This is a genomic window from Streptomyces sp. NPDC042336 (genome assembly GCF_055581985.1).
This window is the reverse complement of record NZ_JBVJEA010000034.1, coordinates 48,096-68,802: the sequence shown is the minus strand read 5'-3', so window position 1 is coordinate 68,802 and position 20,707 is coordinate 48,096. Positions and strand designations below refer to the sequence as shown.

The following is a 20,707-nucleotide window of genomic DNA, read 5'->3' as shown; positions in this document are numbered from 1 at the left end:
GAAGACCAACCCGGCGACCAACGCCTCACCGCCTACACCGTCAGCACCGTCGACACCGACACCACCGACCTCCACACCCACACCGCCACCCACCTGCCCCCCTACATGATCCCCAGCGCGTTCGTCACCCTCGACGAACTCCCCCTCACCCCCAACGGCAAACTCGACCGCAACGCCCTCCCCACACCCCAATACGGACCCGAGAGCGAAAACGGACGGGCCCCCCGCACCCCCCAAGAAGAAGCCCTCTGCACCCTCTTCGCCGACATACTCGGCACCGACACCGTCACCATCGACGACGACTTCTTCCACCTCGGCGGCCACTCCCTCCTGGTCACGAAGCTGGTCAGCCGCATCCGGACCAGCCTGGGCGCGGAACTTCCCATCCGGCAGCTCTTCGAGACACCCACCGTGGCCGCTCTCTCCGCCGTCGTGGGCGAGGGCACCGCACCGGGTCGCCGCACCGTGACCGCGGTGGATCCGCGTCCGGCACGGATTCCGCTCTCCTACGCCCAGCAGCGGCTGTGGTTCCTCAACCGCTTCGAGGGCCCCAGCGCCACCTACAACATCCCGGTGGCCCTGCGGCTCACCGGCCCCCTGGACCGGGAGGCCCTGCGACAGGCCCTGGCCGATGTCGTGGACCGGCACGAAAGCCTGCGGACCGTCTTCGCCGAGGACGAGGCCGGCGCCTACCAGATCGTCCGAGAGCCGGCGGACGCCCGTCCGGACCTGCATGTGGTCGAGTCCGGCCCGGAAGAGGTGGAGGAGCGTCTGCGTGACGCGGCGCGGCGTGGATTCGACCTCTCCGCGGACTCCGGCGAGCTGCCCTTCCGCGTGACGCTGTTCGAGGCCGGTGACGGCGAGCACGTACTCCTGCTGCTCCTGCACCACATCGTGAGTGACGCGTGGTCCCGGACGCCGCTGGCCCGTGACCTCACGGCCGCCTACGCGGCCCGGGTACGCAATGCGGCAGCCCCGCAGTGGGCGCCGCTGCCCGTCCAGTACGCCGACTACAGCCTCTGGCAACGCGACATCCTCGGCACCGAGGACGACCCCGACAGCGAGATCTCCCGCCAACTCGACTACTGGACCCACACCCTCACCGGACTCCCCGACCAGCTCGAACTCCCCTACGACCGCCCCCGCCCCGCCGTCGCCACCTACCGCGGCGACCGCATCCCCTTCGACATCCCCGCAGACCTGTACGACGGAGTCGCCGCCTTGGCGCGGGATACGCAGGCGAGCCCCTTCATGGTGCTCCAGGCGGCCCTCGCGGCCCTGCTGACCCGGCTCGGTGCCGGCGAGGACATTCCCATCGGCACGCCGGTCGCGGGCCGTACCGACGAAGCGCTCGACGACCTGATCGGCGTGTTCATCAACACGCTGGTGCTGCGGACGGACACCTCCGGGCGTCCCTCGGCGCTCACGCTCATCGAGCGCGTCCGGAACCAGACCCTGGAGGCGTACGCGCATCAGGACCTGCCGTTCGAGCGGCTGGTCGAGGCCGTCAACCCGGAACGCTCACTCGCCCGGCACCCCCTCTTCCAGGTGCTCCTGGCCTTCAACAACACGGACACCGCCGCCGTCGAGGACGCGGTCGCGAAGCTGCCTGGACTGTCGGTCTCGCGTGCGACGGCCGACACCGGCGTGGGCAAGTTCGACCTCTCCTTCGCGTTCGCCGAGCAGGCGGGGTCGGGCACCGGACTTCAGGGCGTGCTGGAGTACAGCAAGGACGTGTTCGACCGGGAGACCGTCGAGACACTGGGCCTTCGCTACCTGCGCCTGCTGCGGGCCATGGTCGACACCCCGCACAAGCCCGTCGACGAGGCGGATCTGCTGGACGAGGCCGAGCGCGGCCGTCTCCTCTCCGAGTGGAACGACACGGCGTGTGAGGTGCCGGGGCGCTCAATGGTGGAGCTGTTCGAGGAGCGTGCGGCCTCGGACCCGGCCGCCGAGGCCGTGGTCGCCGGCGCCCACTCCCTGTCCTACGGCGAACTCAACGACCGCGCCGACCGTCTGGCGCGAGTGCTGGCAGAGCACGGAGCCGGCGCCGAACGCTTCGTCGCCGTGGCCCTGCCCAGGTCCACCGACCTGGTCGTGACCCTCCTCGCGGTCTGGAAGACCGGCGCCGCCTACCTCCCCCTCGACACCGAGTACCCGGCCGAACGGCTGGCGTACATGCTGGACGACGCCAACCCCGTCCTGCTCGTCACCACCAGCGACCTGACCCCCGTGCTGCCGGCCTCCGCGCAGGTCCCCCAAGTCCTCCTCGACGAGCCGGGCCTCCAGGAAGAGCTGTCCGGGCCGGCCGGTCCCGGCCCGGTGCGCGTGATCCACGACCCGAGCGCCTCCGCCTACGTGATCTACACGTCGGGGTCGACGGGACGCCCGAAGGGCGTGGTCGTGCCGCACGGCCCGCTCGTGAACTTCCTGACGGCCATGCAGCAGCAGTTCCCACTCGGCGACGACGACCGCCTGCTGGCGGTCACCACCGTCGGATTCGACATCGCCGGACTCGAACTGTTCCTGCCCCTGCTCACCGGCGCCTCCATCGTGATCGCCGAACGCGACACCGTACGAGACCCCGCCGCCCTGTGCACCCTCATCGGCACCAGCGGCGCCACCACCATGCAGGCCACACCCAGCCTGTGGCGGGCCATCCTCGCCGAGGACCCCACCGTCCTCGCCCCCCTGCACGTCCTCGTCGGCGGCGAAGCGCTACCCGCCGACCTCGCCACCACCCTCACCCACCACGCCACCTCCGTAACCAACCTCTACGGACCCACAGAAACCACCATCTGGTCCACCCACTGGCCCGCCACCCCCCACACCGCACACCACCCCCACATCGGCCACCCCATCGCCAACACCCAGATCTACATCCTCGACCACACCCTCCAACCCGTCCCCACCGGAACCCCCGGCGAGCTCTACATCGCCGGCCACGGCGTCGTCCGCGGCTACCACAACCGCCCCGACCTCACCGCCGAACGCTTCACCGCCAACCCCCACGGCCCCGCCGGCACCCGCATGTACCGCACCGGCGACCTCGCACGCTGGACGGCGGACGGGGAGCTGGAGTACCTCTCCCGCGTCGACGACCAGGTCAAACTCCGCGGCTTCCGCATCGAACTCGGCGAAATCGAAACCGCGCTCACCACCCACCCCCACATCGCCCAGGCCGCCGTACTCGTCCGCGAAGACGACCCCGGAGACCCACGCCTCGTCGCCTACCTCACCCCCACCCCACACCAGCCCATCCCCACCACAGACCTACGCCAACACCTCGCCACACACCTGCCCGACTACATGCTCCCCTCCGCCTACATCACCCTCGGCACCTTCCCCCTCACCCCCAACGGCAAGCTCGACCGCCGCGCCCTCCCCACACCCGACTACGCGACCCACACCGAAAACGGACGAGCCCCCCGCACCCCCCGCGAAGAACTCCTCTGCACCCTCTTCGCCGAAGTACTCGGCACCGACACCGTCACCATCGACGACGACTTCTTCGCCCTCGGCGGCCACTCCCTCCTCGCCACCAAACTCGTCAGCCGCATCCGCACCGTCCTGGACACGGAACTGGCCATCCGGCAGCTCTTCGAGGCGCCGACGGTGGCACGGCTGGCGGGGGTGCTGGACTCCTCGGCCGCCGCTCGCGGCCGGCTGGTCGCCGCGCCGAGACCGGCCCGGGTACCGCTCTCCCACGCCCAGCAGCGGCTGTGGTTCCTCCAGCACCTCGAAGGGCCGAGCGACGCGTACAACGTGCCGATCTCGCTCGACCTGACGGGAGAGCTGGACCAGGAGGCGCTGCGGCTGGCGCTGGCGGATGTCGTCGACCGGCACGAGAGCCTGCGGACCGTCGTCGCCGAGGACACCTCCGGCACCGCCCACCAGGTCGTCCTGGGCCGGGAGCAGACGCGGGTGCCGCTGGCCGTGGAGCACCTCGCCTCGGACACGGAGGTCGACGCACGGATGCGGCGGGCCGCCGGGTACGTCTTCGACCTCGCCTCCGAGATCCCCCTCCGCGCCACCCTGTTCGAGGTCGGGGAGGAGGAGTCCACGGACCGCTGGGCCCTGTTGCTGCTCACCCACCACATAGCCAGTGACGCCTGGTCGCGGGGCATTCTCATCCGGGACCTGATGGCCGCCTACGTCGCGCGCACCACGACGGGCCGGGCGCCCGACCTGGCGCCGCTGCCCGTCCAGTACGCCGACTACAGCATCTGGCAGCGGAACGTCCTCGGCTCCGAGGACGACCCCGACAGCGAAGCCACGCGCCAGCTCGACCACTGGAAGCGGGCGCTGTCCGGGCTGCCCGAGGAGCTGTCGCTGCCCTTCGACCGCCCGAGGCCGGCAGTGGCCTCGTACCGGGGTGACCGGGTCGCCTTCGACCTGCCGCAGGATGTGTACGAGCGGCTCGTCCGGGTGGGCCGCGCACAGGGGGCCAGCCTGTTCATGGTGGTGCAGGCGGGACTGGCCGCGCTGCTGACCCGGCTGGGGGCCGGCACGGACATCCCGCTGGGCACCCCGATCGCCGGCCGCACCGACGACGCCCTGGACGACCTGGTCGGCTTCTTCGTGAACACGCTGGTGCTGCGCACGGACACCTCGGGCGACCCGACGTACGCCGAGCTGGTCGACCGGGTCCGCGCCGAGTCCCTGGCGGCGTACGCGCACCAGGACCTGCCGTTCGAGCGGCTGGTGGAGGCCGTCAACCCGGAGCGTTCGCTGTCCCGGCACCCGCTGTTCCAGACCATGCTCAGCTTCGACAACGCCGGTCGTGCCGCCTCGCACGCGGATCTGGCCGGGCTCGCGGTCTCCGGGCGGACCCTCGGTGCGCCCGCCGCGAAGTTCGACCTGTCCTTCGAACTCGCCGAGCGTCCGGCGGGGCCGGGCCGGGCGGCAGGTCTGAGCTGTGCGCTGGACTACAGCACCGACCTGTTCGACCGCGGGACCGCGCAGGACGTCGCCGACCGCTTCGTCCGCGTCCTGACCGCGCTCGCCGACGACCCGGGGCGCCGGATCGGCGAGACGGAGATCCTCGGCCGGGACGAGCGGCGGCGGATGCTCGTCGAGTGGAACGACACCGCGGTCCAGCACGCGGACCGCACTCCGGTCCACGTCCTCTTCGAGGAGCGCGCCGCCGCCGAACCGGAAGCCCTCGCGGTCGTGTCGGGTGAGGAGCGGCTCAGCTACGGCGAACTGAACGCGCGGGCCAACCGGCTGGCGCACCGGCTGCTCGGCCGGGGCGTCGGCAGGGAGAGCCGGGTCGCGGTCTTCCAGGAACGCTCCGCCGAACTGATCGTCGCCACCCTGGCCGTGCTGAAGGCCGGCGGTGTGTACGTGCCGATCGATCCGCAGCAGCCCGCGTCCCGGTCCGAGTTCATCCTGCGGGACACCGGGGCCGTGGCCCTGCTCACCGACCGCGACCCGGGTGACCTGCCTTTCGCGGTGGACGTGCCGGTCCTCGACGTCGGTCCCGGCACGGACCTGTCCGGGGAGGCGGACACCGACCCCGGGGTGCCGACGGACGCCGAGCAGCTCGTGTACGTGATGTACACCTCGGGCTCGACCGGTACTCCCAAGGGCGTGGCCAACACCCATCACAACGTGGTGCACCTGGCAGCGGACCGCTACTGGCGCGGGGGGCGTCACGAGCGGGTGCTGATGCACTCGCCCTACGCGTTCGACGCCTCGACGTTCGAGATCTGGACGCCCCTGCTGACGGGCGGCACGGTCGTGGTGGCCCCCGCCGGGCGGCTGGACGCGGCCGACCTCGCCGCCGCCATCTCCGGGCACGGGGTCACGGGGCTGTTCGTCAGCGCCGGTCTGTTCCGGGTGCTCGCAGAGGAGCGGCCCGAGTGCTTCCGCGGGGTCCGGGAGATCTGGGCCGGCGGCGACGTGGTGTCCCCCACGGCCGTCCGCCGGGTCCTGGAGACCTGCCCGGGCACGGTCGTCGCCAACGAGTACGGGCCCACGGAGACCACGGTGTTCTCCGCGGTGAACCCGCTGCGCGACCCGGCGGAGGTACCGGAGGCGGTCGTGCCGATCGGCAGGCCCCTGTGGAACACCCGGCTGTACGCCCTCGACGAGCGGCTGCGGCCGGTGCCCGTGGGGGTGCCCGGCGAGCTGTACATCGCGGGCAGCGGTGTGGCCCGTGGCTACCTCGGCCGGGCGGCGCTGACGGCACAGCGCTTCGTGGCCGACCCGTTCGCGGGCGCCGGCGAGCGGATGTACCGCACCGGTGACGTCGTACGCTGGCTGGCCGACGGGCGGCTGGAGTTCCTGGGCCGGGTCGACGACCAGGTCAAGCTGCGGGGCTTCCGGATCGAACCGGCTGAGGTGGAGGCGGTCCTCGCCGGCCGCCCCGAGGTGAGCCAGGCGGCGGTGGTGCTGCGGGAGGACCGGCCCGGCGACAAGCGGCTCGTCGCCTACGTGGTCGCGGGGGCCGAGGCCGAACCCGAGGCCTTGCGGGCGCACGTGGCGGGCACCCTGCCCGAGTACATGGTCCCGTCCGCCGTGGTCCTGCTCGACGGGCTGCCGCTCACCCTGAACGGCAAGCTCGACCGGCGGGCGCTGCCCGCCCCCGACTACGGTGCCGACACCGAACGGCGCGGCCCGCGCACCGAGCGGGAGAAGGTGCTGTGCGGGCTGTTCGCGGATGTCCTGGGCCTCGCCGAGGTGGGCGTCGACGACGGGTTCTTCGACCTCGGCGGCGACAGCATCATGTCGATCCAGCTGGTCAGCCGCGCCCGACGGGCCGGACTCGAACTGTCCGTACGCGACGTCTTCGAGCACCGGACCGTGGCGGCACTCGCCGAGGTCGTCACCGAGACCGGCACCACCGTCACGGAGGAACCCGGCGCCGGCATCGGCGACGTACCCCTGACACCGATCATGCGGTGGTTCCTCGAACGCGGCGGTCCGGCCGACCAGTTCAACCAGTCCCGGCTGGTCCAGGTCCCGGCGTCGCTGCGCCTGCCGGACCTCACGGCCGCCCTCGGCGCCCTGCTGGAGCACCACGACGCACTGCGGGCACGGCTGACGGACGGACCGGAACGCCGACTGGAGATCCGCGGGCCGGGGTCGGTCGAGGCCGGCTCCGTCGTCCGCCGGGTGGACGCCGCCGGTCTGGACGACGACGCCCTGCAGGACCTCGTACGCGTGGAGACCGTCGCGGCGCGCGAGCGCCTGGACCTCGGTGCGGGGCGGGTCGTGCAGTCGGTCTGGTTCGACCGCGGGGACACCCGGCCCGGCCTGCTGCTGCTGATCGTCCACCATCTGGTGGTCGACGGGGTCTCCTGGCGGATCCTCGTACCGGATCTCGCCGAGGCGCACCGTGCCGTGGCGGCAGGACGGCCGGTGGAGCTCCAGCCCGTGGGGACCTCGCTGCGCCGCTGGGCGCAGCGCCTCACGGAGGTGGCGGTTGATCCGGCCCGCACGGCGGAGGCGGACTGGTGGCGGTCGGTTCTGCGGCCCGCAGACCCGCTGCTGGGGCGGCGGCCGCTGGACACGTCGCGGGACACCTACTCCTCCGCCCGTCACCTCACCCTGACCCTGCCGGCGGCGGTGACCGAGCGGTTGCTGACCCGGGTGCCCGCGGTGTTCCGGGCCGAGGTGAACGACGTCCTGCTGGCGGCGTTCGCGCTCGCCTGGGCCCGTCGCGGGGGCGGCCGGGGAACCGGGGTGCTTCTGGACCTGGAGGGACACGGGCGCGAGGAGGAACTGGTCGGCGGCGCGGACCTGTCCCGCACGGTGGGCTGGTTCACCAGCCTGCATCCCGTGCGGGTGGACGCGGGGCCGGCCGACCTCACCGACGCGTTCGCGGGCGGACCGGCTGCCGGCGCCGTCGTCAAGCGCGTCAAGGAGCAACTGCGTGAGGTGCCCGAGAAGGGCATCGGGTACGGGCTCGTACGCCATCTCAACCCGCACACGGCGCCCGGCTTCGCCGGGCTGCCGACACCGCAGGTCGCCTTCAACTACCTCGGCCGGTTCACCACCGCGGGTGTCGAGAACGCGGGCAGTGAGACGGTCCCCGACTGGACGGTGCTGGCCACGGCGTCCGGTGTCGGCGGCACCGACCCCCGGGTGGCGCTCGCCCATCCGCTGGAACTCAACGCCCGTACCAACGACGGGCCGCGCGGGCCCGAGCTGTCGGCCACCTGGTCCTGGGCCGGCCCAATCCTCGACGAGGACGAGGTGCGGGAGCTGGCCGAACTGTGGTTCCGGGCGCTCGAGGCACTGGCCGACCACGCGGAGAACCCGGAGGCGGGCGGGCTGACCGTCTCGGACGTGTCGCTGAGCCTGCTGGACCAGAGCGAGATCGAACTGCTGGAAGACGAGTGGAGGAACCTCTGATGACGAAGCAGTCCGGACTGCAGGACATCCTGCCCCTGGCTCCGCTGCAGGAGGGCCTGCTCTTCCACAGCGTCTTCGACGAGAAGGCACCCGATGTCTATCTGGTGCAGCAGGCCATCGATCTGGAGGGCGATCTGGACACGGCGGCGCTGGCCGCCGCCTGTCGGACCCTGCTGCGGCGGCACGCCAATCTGCGCGCGGCCTTCCGTTACCAGGGACTGAAGCGGCCCGTGCAGCTCATCCCGCACCAGGTGGAGCTGCCGTGGGAGGAGACAGATCTGTCCCGCCTCCCCGAGCCGGAGCGGTCGGCGGCCGCGGACCGGCTGCTGGAGGAGGACCGGCTGCGCCGCTTCGACCTGGGACGCCCACCCCTGATGCGCTTCACGCTGATGCGTCTCGGGGACAGCCGGTACCGCTTCGTGCTGACCAATCACCACATCCTGCTCGACGGCTGGTCGCGTCCCATGCTGGTGCGGGAGCTCCTGGCGCTCTACCGGACGAAGGGCGACGACAGCGCGCTGCCCCGGGTCCGCCCCTTCCGTGACTACCTCCAGTGGCTCGCCGGGCAGGACCGGGACGGTGCGGTCGCCGCCTGGCGGGAGGTGCTCGCCGGACTGGACGGGCCCACCCTCGTCGCCCGGGAGGCGGGCGACCGGACGCCGGTCGTGCCCGGTCGCCTGGAGACGGAGCTGGCCGAGGCCGACCACTCGGCGCTGACCAGGCTGGCCAGGGAGCGCTCCCTCACCCTCAACTCCCTGGTGCAGGGCGCCTGGGCGGTGGTCCTGAGCGGGCTCACGGGACGGGACGACGTGGTGTTCGGCACGACCGTCTCCGGGCGGCCGCCGGAGGTCGCCGGGATCGAGACCATGGTGGGGATGTTCATCAACACCCTGCCCGTGCGGGTGCGGTTGCGGCCCGACGAGCCGTTCCTGGACGCGGTGCGCCGCACCCAGGACGAACAGACCCGGCTCCAGTCGCACCAGCAACTGGGCCTGGCCGAGGTGCAGCGGCTGGCGGGCGAGGGCGAACTCTTCGACACGACCATGGTGTTCGAGAACTATCCGGTCGACATCGGTGCCGAGCGGGACGAGCCCGGCGGCATCGGCGGGGTGACCGTCACCGGCACCCGCAACCGGGACGCCACCCACTATCCGCTGGCGCTGGTGGCCGTGGGCCGCGACGGTCTGCGGCTGCGTCTCGACCACCAGCCCGACCTGGTACCGCCGAAGGCGGCCCGGGCCGTCCTGGAGCGGTTGGTGCGCGTCCTGCGCGGGGCGGCCGCAGAGCCGCACCGCACCGTCGGACAGCTTGAGCTGCTCTCCGCCGAGGAGCGCGGCGCCGTGCTGTCCCTCGGCCGTGGCACGGAGACGGGCCCCGCCGACGAGACGCTGCCCGCTGCCTTCCGTGCCCAGGCTGCGCGCACGCCGCACGCGGATGCCGTCCGCTGCGGTGCGACCGCGCTGGACTACGCCGAACTCGACGTCCGGTCCGACCGGCTGGCGCGTGCCCTGGTGGCGTACGGGGTGGGGGCCGAAACCCCGGTGGGGCTCCTCATGGACCGCTCCGAGCACCTGATCGTCGCGCTGCTGGCCGTGCTCAAGGCGGGCGGCGCCTATGTGCCGCTCCGGCAGGGCGACCCGCTCGACCGACTGCGGCAGGTCACCGCACTGGCCGGTGTCTCCCATGTCCTCACCGACGCGGAACACGCCCCCCGGGCGCAGGAGCTGGGCGTGACCGCCGTGCGGGCCGACGCGACGGACGCCCCGGCCGGGGGTGCCGAACTGCCCTTCGGTGCCGGGCACGCCGACCGGCTGGCGTACGTGATGCACACCTCCGGCTCGACCGGGATGCCCAAGGGGGTGGCCGTCACCCACCGGGACGTGGTCGAGCTCGCCCGCGACCGGTCCTTCGCCGGCGGCGCCCACGCCCGCGTGCTGGTCCACTCCCCGCACGCCTTCGACGCCTCCACGTACGAGGTGTGGGTGCCCCTGCTGTCCGGCGGGACCGCCGTCGTCGCCCCGCCGGGGGACCTGGACGCGGACACCCTGGGCAAGGTGCTGACCGAGCACGAGGTGACCGGGCTGTGGCTGACCTCCGGGCTCTTCCAGCTGGTCGCCGACGAGGCGCCCCACCACCTGGCGGGGGTACGGGAGGTGTGGACGGGCGGCGACGTCGTCCCGGCGGCCGCGGTCCGCCGGGTCCGGGAGGCCTGTCCGGGCACGGTCGTCGTCGACGGGTACGGGCCCACCGAGACCACCACGTTCGCGGTGCGCCACCGCATCCCGGCGGATGCCCCGGTGCCGGACACCGTGCCCATCGGCACGCCGCTGGACAACACGCGGCTGCTGGTCCTCGACACCGCCTTGCGCCCCGTCGCCCGGGGTGTCGCGGGTGAGCTGTACCTCGCGGGGGCGGGGCTCGCCCGCGGCTACTGGCGACGGCCGGGCCTTACCGCGGAGCGGTTCGTCGCCGACCCGCACGGCCCGGCGGGCACCCGCATGTACCGCACCGGCGACCTCGTACGGTGGACGCCGGACGGCACCCTCGAGTACCTGGGGCGCGCCGACGAGCAGGTCAAGATCCGCGGATTCCGCATCGAACTGGGCGAGATCGAGGCCGTGCTGGGCCGCCACTTCGAGGTCGCCCAGGCCGTCGTCACGGTGCGCGAGCCGCGCCCCGGCGACAAGCGGCTGGTGGCGCACCTCGTGGCGGAGGAGGGCGGCGACCCTACGCCCGCCGCCCTGCGGGCCCACCTCGCCGCCGAACTGCCCGACTACATGGTCCCGTCGGTCTATGTGACCCTCGACGCGCTGCCCCTGACCGGCAACGGCAAGATCGACCGCAGGGCGCTGCCGGTGCCCGACCTCACCACCGCCGACGCCACCGTCGAGAGCCGGGCTCCGCGCACCCCGCGGGAGGAGATCCTGTGCGGGCTCTTCGCCGAGCTCCTCGGCATGCCGCGGGTCGGCGTCGACGACGACTTCTTCGCCCTCGGCGGGCACTCACTGCTCGCCACCCGGCTCGTGGGCCGGATCCGATCGGTCCTCGACGCGGAACTGACCGTGCGGCAGCTGTTCGACACGCCGACGGTGGCGGCCCTGTCCCGCGCCCTCGACACCGCGGGTGCGGCCCGTCCGGCCCTGCGTCCGGCCGATCCCCGCCCGGAGCGCATCCCGGCCTCCCCCGCGCAGCGCCGGCTGTGGTTCCTGCACCGCTTCGAGGGCCCGAGCCCGACGTACAACATCCCCTTCGCGCTGCGGCTCACGGGCGACCTGGACCGGTCGGCGCTGCGGGCCGCGCTGGCCGACCTGACGGACCGTCACGAGAGCCTGCGGACGGTGTTCGCCGAGGACGCCGAGGGACCCCGGCAGATCGTGCGGCCGGCCACCGAGGCCCGGCCGGAGCTGACCGTCGTCCCGTCGGTGCCGTCGGACAGCCTGGAGGCGGAGATCACCCGGGCCGCCTCGCACTCCTTCGACCTCACGGCCGAGATCCCGTTGCGCGCCTGGCTGTTCGAGACGGGCGAGCGGGAACAGGTGCTGCTCCTGCTGGTCCACCACATCGCCGGCGACGGCTGGTCGGTGCCCCTGCTCGCCCGTGATCTGACCACCGCGTACACGGCCCGTCTCGGCCAGCGCGCGCCGGAGTGGCGCCCGCTGCCCGTCCAGTACCCCGACTACACGTTGTGGCAGCGCGAGGCGCTGGGCTCGGAGGACGACCCCGGCAGCCCCGCCGCTCAGCAGCTCGCCTACTGGCGTGAGGCTTTGGCGGGGCTGCCGGAGGAGCTGGCGCTGCCCGCCGACCGGCCGCGTCCGGCGACCGCCGGGGGGCGGGGCGGCCGGGTCCTCTACGAGGTGCCCGAGGAACTGCACGCCCGCATCGTGACCGTGGCGCGGACGTGCCAGGCCAGCCCCTTCATGGTGGTCCAGGCGGCTGTCGCCGCTCTGCTCACCCGGCTCGGCGCCGGCGAGGACATTCCGCTGGGCACCCCCGTCGCCGGACGCACCGACGATGCCCTCGACGGCCTCGTCGGCTTCTTCGTCAACACCCTGGTGCTGCGCGCCGACACCTCCGGCAATCCCGCCTTCCGTGACCTGGTGGCCCGGGTCCGCGAGACGGACCTGGCCGCGTACGCGCACCAGGACGTGCCCTTCGAGCGGCTCGTGGAGGTGCTCAACCCGAAGCGCTCACCGGCACGGCATCCGGTCTTCCAGACCATGCTGACCTTCAACAACACGGACCGGCGGCCGGGCGACGGCCTGCGTCTGCCCGGCCTGGACGCCGAGTCCCTGTCCGCCGACACCGGCACCGCCAAGTTCGACCTGCTGTTCTCCTTCGCCGAGCGGCACGACGCCGAGGGGCGCCCGGCCGGACTCGGCGCGGGTCTGGAGTTCAGCACCGACCTGTTCGACGCGGACACCGCCGAGACCCTCGTCGCCCGGCTGCTGCGCCTGCTGGACGCGGTGACCGCGGCACCGGACCGTGCCATCGGTGAGGTGCCTCTCCTGGGTGAGGAGGAACGCGCACGCGCCCTGTCCGCCTCTCTCGGGCCGGCACGCGCACCGGTCGGCGGGTCACTGCCGGAGCGCTTCGCGGCGTCGGTCGCGCGGGCCCCGCACGCCGTCGCGGTCGAAACGGCGGACGGCGTGCTGACGTACGCCGAGTTGAACACCCGGGCCAACCGGCTGGCCCGGCTGCTCGTCGAGCGCGGGGCGGGGCCCGAGAGCCTGGTCGCGGTGGCCATGCACCGGTCCGCCGAGCTGGTCACCGCGTGCCTGGCGGCCCTCAAGGCGGGCGCCGGATACCTGCCGGTCGACCCCGAGTACCCGGCGGACCGTATCGCGTACATGCTCGACGACGCGCGGCCGGCCTCCGTCCTGACCACCCGGGACCTCGTCGGCGCGCTTCCCTCCGGACCGGCCGGGACGCCGCTCGTGGTGGACGACCCCGCCACCGTGACCCGCCTCGGCTCCCTGTCCGACGCCGACCTGACCGACGCCGAGCGGACCTCCCCGGTCGGCCCGGCCCATCCCGCGTACGTGATCTACACGTCCGGCTCGACGGGACGCCCCAAGGGCGTCACGATGCCGGTGCGCGCGCTGGCCAACCTCCTCGACTGGCACGAGCGGACTCTGCCGGGCGGGCCCGGCACCCGGGTGGCGCAGTTCACCGCGGTGAGCTTCGACGTCTCGGTCCAGGAGATACTCTCCGCGCTGCTGGCCGGCAAGACCCTGGTCGTCTGCCCCGAGGACGTCCGCCGCGATCCGGAGCGGCTGGCAAGGTGGCTGGGAGAGCGGCAGGTCCAGGAACTGTACGCGCCCAACCTGGTCATCGACGCGGTCTGCGAGGCGGCCGTCGCCGCCCGCCTCGATCTGCCGCACCTCACCGACCTGGTGCAGGCCGGGGAGGCGCTGACGCCGCACGGCGCCATGCGCGCCTTCTGCGCCGCTCGCCCCGGCCGCCGCCTGCACAACCACTACGGTCCCGCCGAGACCCACGTGGTGACCGCCCACCGGCTCCCGGCCGACCCGGCCGGCTGGGGCCCTTCCGCCCCGCCGATCGGCCGGCCCGTCGACAACACCGCCGTCCGGCTCCTGGACCCGTGGCTGAACCCGGTTCCGCCGGGTGTCCCGGGTGAGCTCTACATCAGCGGGGACGCGCTCGCCCGCGGCTATCTGGGCCGGGCCGGCCGTACCGCCGAACGGTTCGTCGCCGACCCCCACGGTGCGGACGGCGCCCGCATGTACCGTACGGGCGACCTCGCCCGGCTCACCGCCGACGGGATGCTGGTCTACCTGGGCCGGGCCGACTCGCAGGTCAAGATCCGCGGCTTCCGCATCGAACCCGGTGAGATCGAGGCGGCGCTCACCGCACACGCCTCGGTGACGCAGGCCGCCGTCGTGGTGCGGGAGGACCGGCCGGGGGACCGCAGGCTGGTCGGATACGTGGTGGCCGCTCACCAGGAGGCCCCCGACTCCGTGCGGCTGCGCGAGCATCTTGCCGGGCGGCTGCCCGCCCACATGGTGCCGGCCGCGTTCGTCGTCCTCGACGCACTCCCCCTGACCCCCAACGGCAAGCTGGACCGCGCCGCGCTGCCCGTGCCCGAGTACGCGGCGGGCGGCGGGTCGAGGGCGCCCAGGACGCCCGCGGAGCACCGGGTGTGCACGCTCTTCGCCGAGGTGCTGGGCGTCGAACGGGCCGGTGTGGAGGACGACTTCTTCGAACTGGGCGGGCACTCCTTCCTGGCCGCCCGCCTGGTGGCACGGCTGCGCGAGGAGTTCGGCCAGGACCTTCCCGTCCGCACGGTCTTCGACTCCCCCACGCCGGAGGGCGTCGCCGCCGTGCTGACGGGGACGGCCGACGGCTCCCCGGGGCGCTCCTCCGAGGGCCTGCTCCCGCTGCGGGCGCGCGGCACGGCCGCCCCGCTGTTCTGTCTCCACCCGGGCGGTGGCTTCAGCTGGTGCTACGCGGGGCTCGTCCGCCATCTCGGCCCGGACGTCCCGGTCTACGGCATCCAGGCGCGAGGTCTCGACGGGAGCGGCCCGCTGCCCTCGTCGATGGCGGAGATGACCGCGGAGTACCTGGCTCTGATCCGTTCCGTGCAGCCGAGCGGTCCCTACCGGCTGGCGGGGTGGTCGTTCGGCGGCATCGTCGCGCACGCCCTGGCGACCGCGCTGCGCGCCGAGGGCGAGGAGGTGTCCCGGCTCGCCCTGCTGGACGCGTATCCGCCGGGCGAGAACGCGGACACCTCGGAACCGGTCGAGCACGAGGTGGTCGCGCACAACCTGCGGGCCATGGGCTTCGAGTTCGACATGGCCGAGCTCATAGCAGACCAGGAAAGCGTCCTGCGACGTTTCCGGGAGTTCCTGCAGTCTGGTGACCAGGCTCTGGCACAGCTGGAGGCCCGGGACATACTCGCACTGAAGGACGTGTACGTGAACAATGTCCGGCTCATGCGGAAGTTCACACCGGAATTCTTCGACGGTGACCTCCTCTTCGTCTCCGCCGAGCGGAAATCCGCGGACGACCGGGAGGGCCGCCTGAATGTCAGCTTGTGGCAACCGTTCACGGGTGGTTCGGTCGAGGTGTGCGCCATAGACTCGACGCACGGAAACCTGATGACGGATGCCCGTCACATGGCCCGGATCGGCCAATTCCTCGCGGACCGTCTGTGACCTTTCACGAGATACCCGACACACCGTCCCAGAGAAACAGTCAGCGCTGAGAAGGAGCGATGGAATGAGCAGCAATCCCTTCGAGGACCCCGAGGGCACCTACCTGGTCCTGGTCAACGACGAGGGGCAGCATTCGCTGTGGCCGGCGTTCGTCGAGGTGCCCGCCGGCTGGCGGACCGTCCTCGAGGAGAGCAGCCGGGACGCGGCGCTCGAGTACGTCAACACCCAGTGGACCGACATGCGTCCCAAGAGCCTGGCCGACGCGATGGACGGAGCCGCCTGATCCGAGCGCCGCACGACCCGCGGCCCCGGGCGTCCGGGGCGCGGGTCGCCTGCGTGTGCGGTCGCGTACCGCACGACCACCACGAGAGGGGAGAGGCACCATGCCGGTCATTCCCGTGAACGGGATTCGGCTCAGCTACGACGAGGCCGGCACCGGCGACCCGGTGGTGATGATCCAGGGCACCGGTGGCGGCCGTACCGTGTGGCAACTGCACCAGGTACCCGCGCTCACCGCGGCCGGTCTGCGTGTGATCACCCTCGACAACCGGGGCGTCCCCCCGTCCTCCGAGTGCCCCGAGGGGTTCACCCTCCAGGACATGGTCGCGGACGTGGCCGGGCTCATCGAGCGTCTGGACCTCGGTCCCACCGCCGTCGTCGGCACCTCCATGGGCGCGTTCGTCGCCCAGGAACTGGCGCTGGCGCGTCCCGACCTGGTCGGCCGGGCCGTCCTGATGGCCACCCGGGGTCGCACCGACTTCCTGCGCGCCGAGCTGACGCGCACGGAGATCGACCTGTACGACTCGGGAGTACGGCTCCCTGACCGCTACGCGGCCGTCCTGCGCGCCCTGAAGTCGCTGTCGCCTCGGACGCTCGACGACGACGCGGCCATGGCGGACTGGCTCGACCTGTTCGAGCTGACGTCCGCGCCCGGTCCGGGGCAGCGGGCGCAGATGGAGGTCAGCCGGCTGGAGAACCGGCTGGCCGCGTACCGGGGCATCCGTGTCCCCTGCCAGGTCATCGCCTTCGCCGACGACCTGGTCACTCCGCCCCGGCTGGGCCGCGAGGTCGCCGACGCCGTCCCCGGCGCCCGCTTCGACCTCGTCGAGGGCTGCGGGCACTACGGCTACCTGGAGGATCCCGAGACGGTGAACAAGCTGCTCGTGCAGTTCCTCACCGGTCCCTGAGGGCCCGCACGGTGGAGGGGCCCGGCAAACGCCGGGCCCCTCCACCGTGGTGTCAGGCGCTCGGCGCGAGGGAAGCCGCGTAGCCCTTCAGGTAGGCGTTGGGGTACTGGAGCCCGTTGGCCCACAGGGTTCCGTCCGCCGTCGGGTACAGGGCCGTCACCTCGGAGCCGGGCGTCGCCCCCGGGGCCGCGGCCGTCTCCCACGTGGAGCCGTTCCAGCGGGCCAGGCCGCGGTCCTTGGCGCGATGCGCGTACAGGCCCGCCCACACGGTTCCGTCGTGGACGGCCAGGGCCTGCACGGACATGCGGTCCTCGGACGCGTCGCCGGTGGGCGCGGGCACCGGCACGTAGGTCGTCTGCCAGTCCGTGCCGTTCCCGTGCAGCACGAACGCCCTCGGTGTGCCGCTGTCGGTGTAGATGTTGCGGTCGGTGCCGCCGATCCACACCTCGCCGTTCCGCACGGTCACCGCGTTCGCGGTCGCCGAGAGCCCCGACAGCCGGGGCAGGGCCACCTCCTGCCAGGACATGCCGTCGTAGTGCGCGGCGTAGAGGCGGCCGCCGCCCGAGCCCACCACCCAGACGTCGTGGGCGGACGCGACGTGCACGGCCTTGATGTTGGTCCAGGCGTCGGGCGCGCCGAGCTTGGTCAGCGTCCAGGCCGAGCCGTTCCAGTGGGCGACCGCGCCGGGCACGTCCCCGTCGCTCTCCCGGTAGTTGCCGACCGCCCACACATCGGTGCGGGAGACGGCACGGGCCGCCAGCACCTCGAAGTCCGGGACGGTCCGGTCCGTCCACCGCGAGCCGTCCCAGTGGTACTGCCCGAAGTCCCGCTCGCCCCGGCCGAGGGCCCACACGTCGTTCGGGGCGGTGCCGGTGAGCACGTCCGTGGAGGCACCGGCGGGAGGCAGCGGGAGGGCGCTCCAGGCGCCGGCCTGCCGGGTCCACAGCGTGTGCTCGTACTCGCAGGGCAGGCAGGTGGTGCTCGTCTGCACCGTGCTGCGCGCCACGGCCGAGGTCGCGTCGAAGGGGACGTACGCGCTGAGGCCGGACGCGGCGGGCGGCGGCACGGGCTGCCATCCCGCGGCGGCGTGGCCCTGGGCCGCCGCGGTCAGGCCCATCAGGAGGGCCAGGAGCAACGCTCCCGCCCCGTACAGCGCCGCCCGTAACCGGTTCGGGGGTCTCTGTTCGATCCGCATGCTCACTCCGTCGAGGTCGGTGGTGTCGGTTGCACCTCCACCGTCGCCGCGGGACGGGCCGGGCGGGCCGCGTTGGCAGCTAGTTGCCGGGCACGGCGTCGCGTGCACGGCGGCCGGGCACGCGAAAAAAGAGGAAGGAGGGCCGTCTCCGTCCGGGGGTGACGGGCGACCCTCCTTCCTCGCCGGAGGGACCTGGCTCTACTGCTCGTAGTAGCCGGGTCGCGAGGCGTCGTGGCGGTACGGGCCGGGCTGATGGTGTCCGCCCTGCTGGTAGGGGTCCTGGTAGGGACTCTGATGGCCGCCCTGGTGGTACGGCTGCTGGTAACCGCCCTGCTGGTAGGACTGCTCCTGGTAGCCGCCCTGCTGGTAGCCGCCCGGCTGGTGGTGCTGCTGCGGAGCCTGCTGCGCGGACGGCTGCCCGTACTGCTGCCCGGCGGCGAACCGCGCGTACTGGGGCTGCTCCTCGGCGTGGCGGCTGCCGGGCTCGGCCTGGTCCGGGAGGGAGGCCGGTCCGCCGGGGCCGCCGGCGACCTTGCCGGGCCACCAGTTCCACTTGCCCAGCGCCGTCATCAGGGCCGGCAGCACGTAGATCCGGATGATCACGGCGTCCAGCAGGATGGCGGCCGCGAGACCGACGCCCAACTGCTTGAACTCGACCATGCTCAGGGTGCCGAAGATCGCGAAGACTCCGACCATGACGATCGCGGCGCTGGTGACCACGCCCGCGGAGCGGGTGATGCCCTCACGGACGGCGGTCTTGGTCGTGGCGCCCGCGAGGGCTGCCTCGCGGATCCGGCTGACCACGAAGACGTGGTAGTCCATCGACAGCCCGAACAGGACCACGAACAGGAACAGCGGCAACCAGGAGACGACGGCGCCCGAGCTGTGGAAGTCGAGGAAACCCTCGGCCCAGGTGTTCTGGAAGACGGCGACCAGCACACCGAAGGCGGCCGCGGCGGAGAGCAGGTTGAGCAGGATCGCGGAGAGCGCCACGGCGATCGACCGGAAGATCATCACCATGGTGACGAAGGTCAGCAGCAGGACGAAGCCCACCACCCAGGGCATGCGCTCCTCGAGGTGACCCGTGAAGTCGACGCCCTGCGCCACCTTGCCTCCGACCGCGCTCTCGGCGTCGGGCACGTCCGCCATCGCCTGCGGCACCCACTCGCGCAGCAGGTCCAGGGACTCGCGGGCCCCGTCGCTCTTCGGCTGGTAGGGAGTGCCTACGTCGACGGTGTGGACCCTGCGGTCCTCGGACACCTCGATGGCGGGGGTGGAGTCGTGGGCGAAGAGTTCGTCCTTCGCGGTGCGCTCCAGGAGGCCGTTCAGCGCGGTCTTCACGTCGTCGGCCCGGTCGGCGGGCGCCCGGACGGCGACCTGGTGCACGGTGCCCTTGCTGGGGAAGTGTTCGGTGAGCCGGTCCATCGCCTGCACCACGGGGATGTCCCGGGACAGGTCGTCGGAGCCCGGCTGCTTGAGCTTCATGTCGAGGGCCGGCACCGCCAGCAGCAGCAGCGCGCCCACGGACACCACCAGCGTGATGAAGGGCTTGGACAGCGCCGGACGCAGCAGTGCGGGCCACACCCGCGACTCGCCGGAGCGCATGGTGAGGCGCCACAGGAACGGCACCTTGGGCTTGTCGACCCAGCGTCCCAGCTTGGCGAGGAGGGCGGGCAGCACGGTCAGCGAGGCCAGTACGGCCACCGCCACCACGATGATCGAGCCGGTGGCCAGGGAGGCGAAGGTCGCCTCGTTCGCCAGGTAGAGGCCGGCCATGGCCACGATGACGGTGGTTCCGGACACCACGACGGTGTGCCCGGAGGTCTCCGCCGCGACCTCGATGGCGTCGACGTGGGACTTCCCCGCGCGGCGTTCCTCGCGCTCCCGCTTCAGGTAGAAGAGCGAGTAGTCCACGCCCACGGCCATGCCCATGAGCAGGATGACGTTGCTGACCGCGCTGGTCTCGGGCAGCACGTGGGAGGCGAGCGTGGACAGTCCGATGGCGGCGCCCACGCACGACAGGGCCAGGACCACCGGCACGCCTGCCGCGATGATCGCTCCGAAGACCACGAGCAGGATCAGCAGGGTCAGCGGCAGGCTGATCAGCTCGGCCTTCTTGAAGTCCTCGCCGAGCGTCTCCGACAGGCCCTTGGCGGTCGAACCGGTGCCCACCTCGTCGACCCGCAGGCCCTCGTGGGCGTCCTGGACCGACGCGCTCGCGTCGAGCAGCGGTTGCACACGCCGGTCGGCGTTCTCGGTGTCGCCCTTCATGGTCACGGGGACCAGCAGGGCCTTGCCGTCGGGGGCGGGAACCGGGTCGCCGACGCCCTCCACCTCGTCGAGGGCCTTCATCCGCTCGACGACGTCCGCGGCGGCCTCACGGCCGGCCGCAGGGTCCAGCTTCCCGCCGTCCTCGGCGGTGATCAGCACGTTCTCCTCGGCCTTCTCGGGGAAGTCACCGGAGTGAACGATCTTGCCTGCGCGGCCCGACTCGCGGACCCCCGACTCCTCGTCGCTGATCGAGTTCGTACCTGCCGCTCCGCCCAGAACGAGGCACGCGGCGACGAAGACGACCCACAGGCCGATGGCGGACCACGGGTGCGTGGCGCTCCATCGCGCAATCCGTACCGTTGCCGGCTTCTTTCGCACCTTGCTTCCTTCCGTTGCTGCAGGTCCGGCCCTGGAAGCCGGTCGGGTTCTCGACGAGAAGAACGCTAGATCCACCGGCGGTCGGGGGGATACGAGGTAAACCGTCGTGCTGACCGTTGCTTTCCGCAGGTTCACCGTAC

At 72.5% G+C, this 20,707-nt stretch carries 6 protein-coding genes; 4 read left to right on the top strand and 2 right to left on the bottom strand.

Annotated elements, in window-relative coordinates; genetic code table 11:
• The 4 genes from ACZ6IM_RS38190 to ACZ6IM_RS38175 all read left to right on the top strand — a co-directional run.
• Nucleotides 1-8,361, top strand: an 8,361-nt coding sequence (locus tag ACZ6IM_RS38190; protein ID WP_469563326.1) for an amino acid adenylation domain-containing protein, incomplete at its 5' end; no start/stop codon positions are given.
• Entirely contained in the window at nucleotides 8,361-15,536 is a 7,176-nt protein-coding gene (locus tag ACZ6IM_RS38185) for an amino acid adenylation domain-containing protein (RefSeq protein ID WP_469563323.1), read from the top strand. The genes ACZ6IM_RS38190 and ACZ6IM_RS38185, both read left to right, overlap by 1 nt.
• A gap of 64 nt (nucleotides 15,537-15,600) precedes the next feature.
• Complete coding sequence (locus tag ACZ6IM_RS38180; RefSeq protein WP_052837676.1) at nucleotides 15,601-15,819, top strand: MbtH family protein; 219 nt, start codon at nucleotides 15,601-15,603, stop codon at nucleotides 15,817-15,819.
• Nucleotides 15,820-15,919: 100 nt separating this feature from the next.
• On the top strand, nucleotides 15,920-16,723 hold the full coding sequence (locus ACZ6IM_RS38175; RefSeq protein ID WP_052837675.1) for an alpha/beta fold hydrolase: 804 nt from the start codon (nucleotides 15,920-15,922) through the stop codon (nucleotides 16,721-16,723).
• 52 nt (nucleotides 16,724-16,775) lie between these two features.
• Here the strand turns inward: ACZ6IM_RS38175 and ACZ6IM_RS38170 are convergent, their stop codons facing one another.
• Together ACZ6IM_RS38170 and ACZ6IM_RS38165 are read right to left on the bottom strand one after the other, a co-directional pair.
• Entirely contained in the window at nucleotides 16,776-17,918 is a 1,143-nt protein-coding gene (locus ACZ6IM_RS38170) for a hypothetical protein (RefSeq protein ID WP_469563319.1), read from the bottom strand.
• Nucleotides 17,919-18,116: 198 nt separating this feature from the next.
• Nucleotides 18,117-20,567 (bottom strand): MMPL family transporter, encoded by a 2,451-nt coding sequence (locus ACZ6IM_RS38165; RefSeq protein WP_469563316.1) that lies wholly within the window; start codon nucleotides 20,565-20,567, stop codon nucleotides 18,117-18,119.
• Nucleotides 20,568-20,707: the final 140 nt, after the last annotated feature.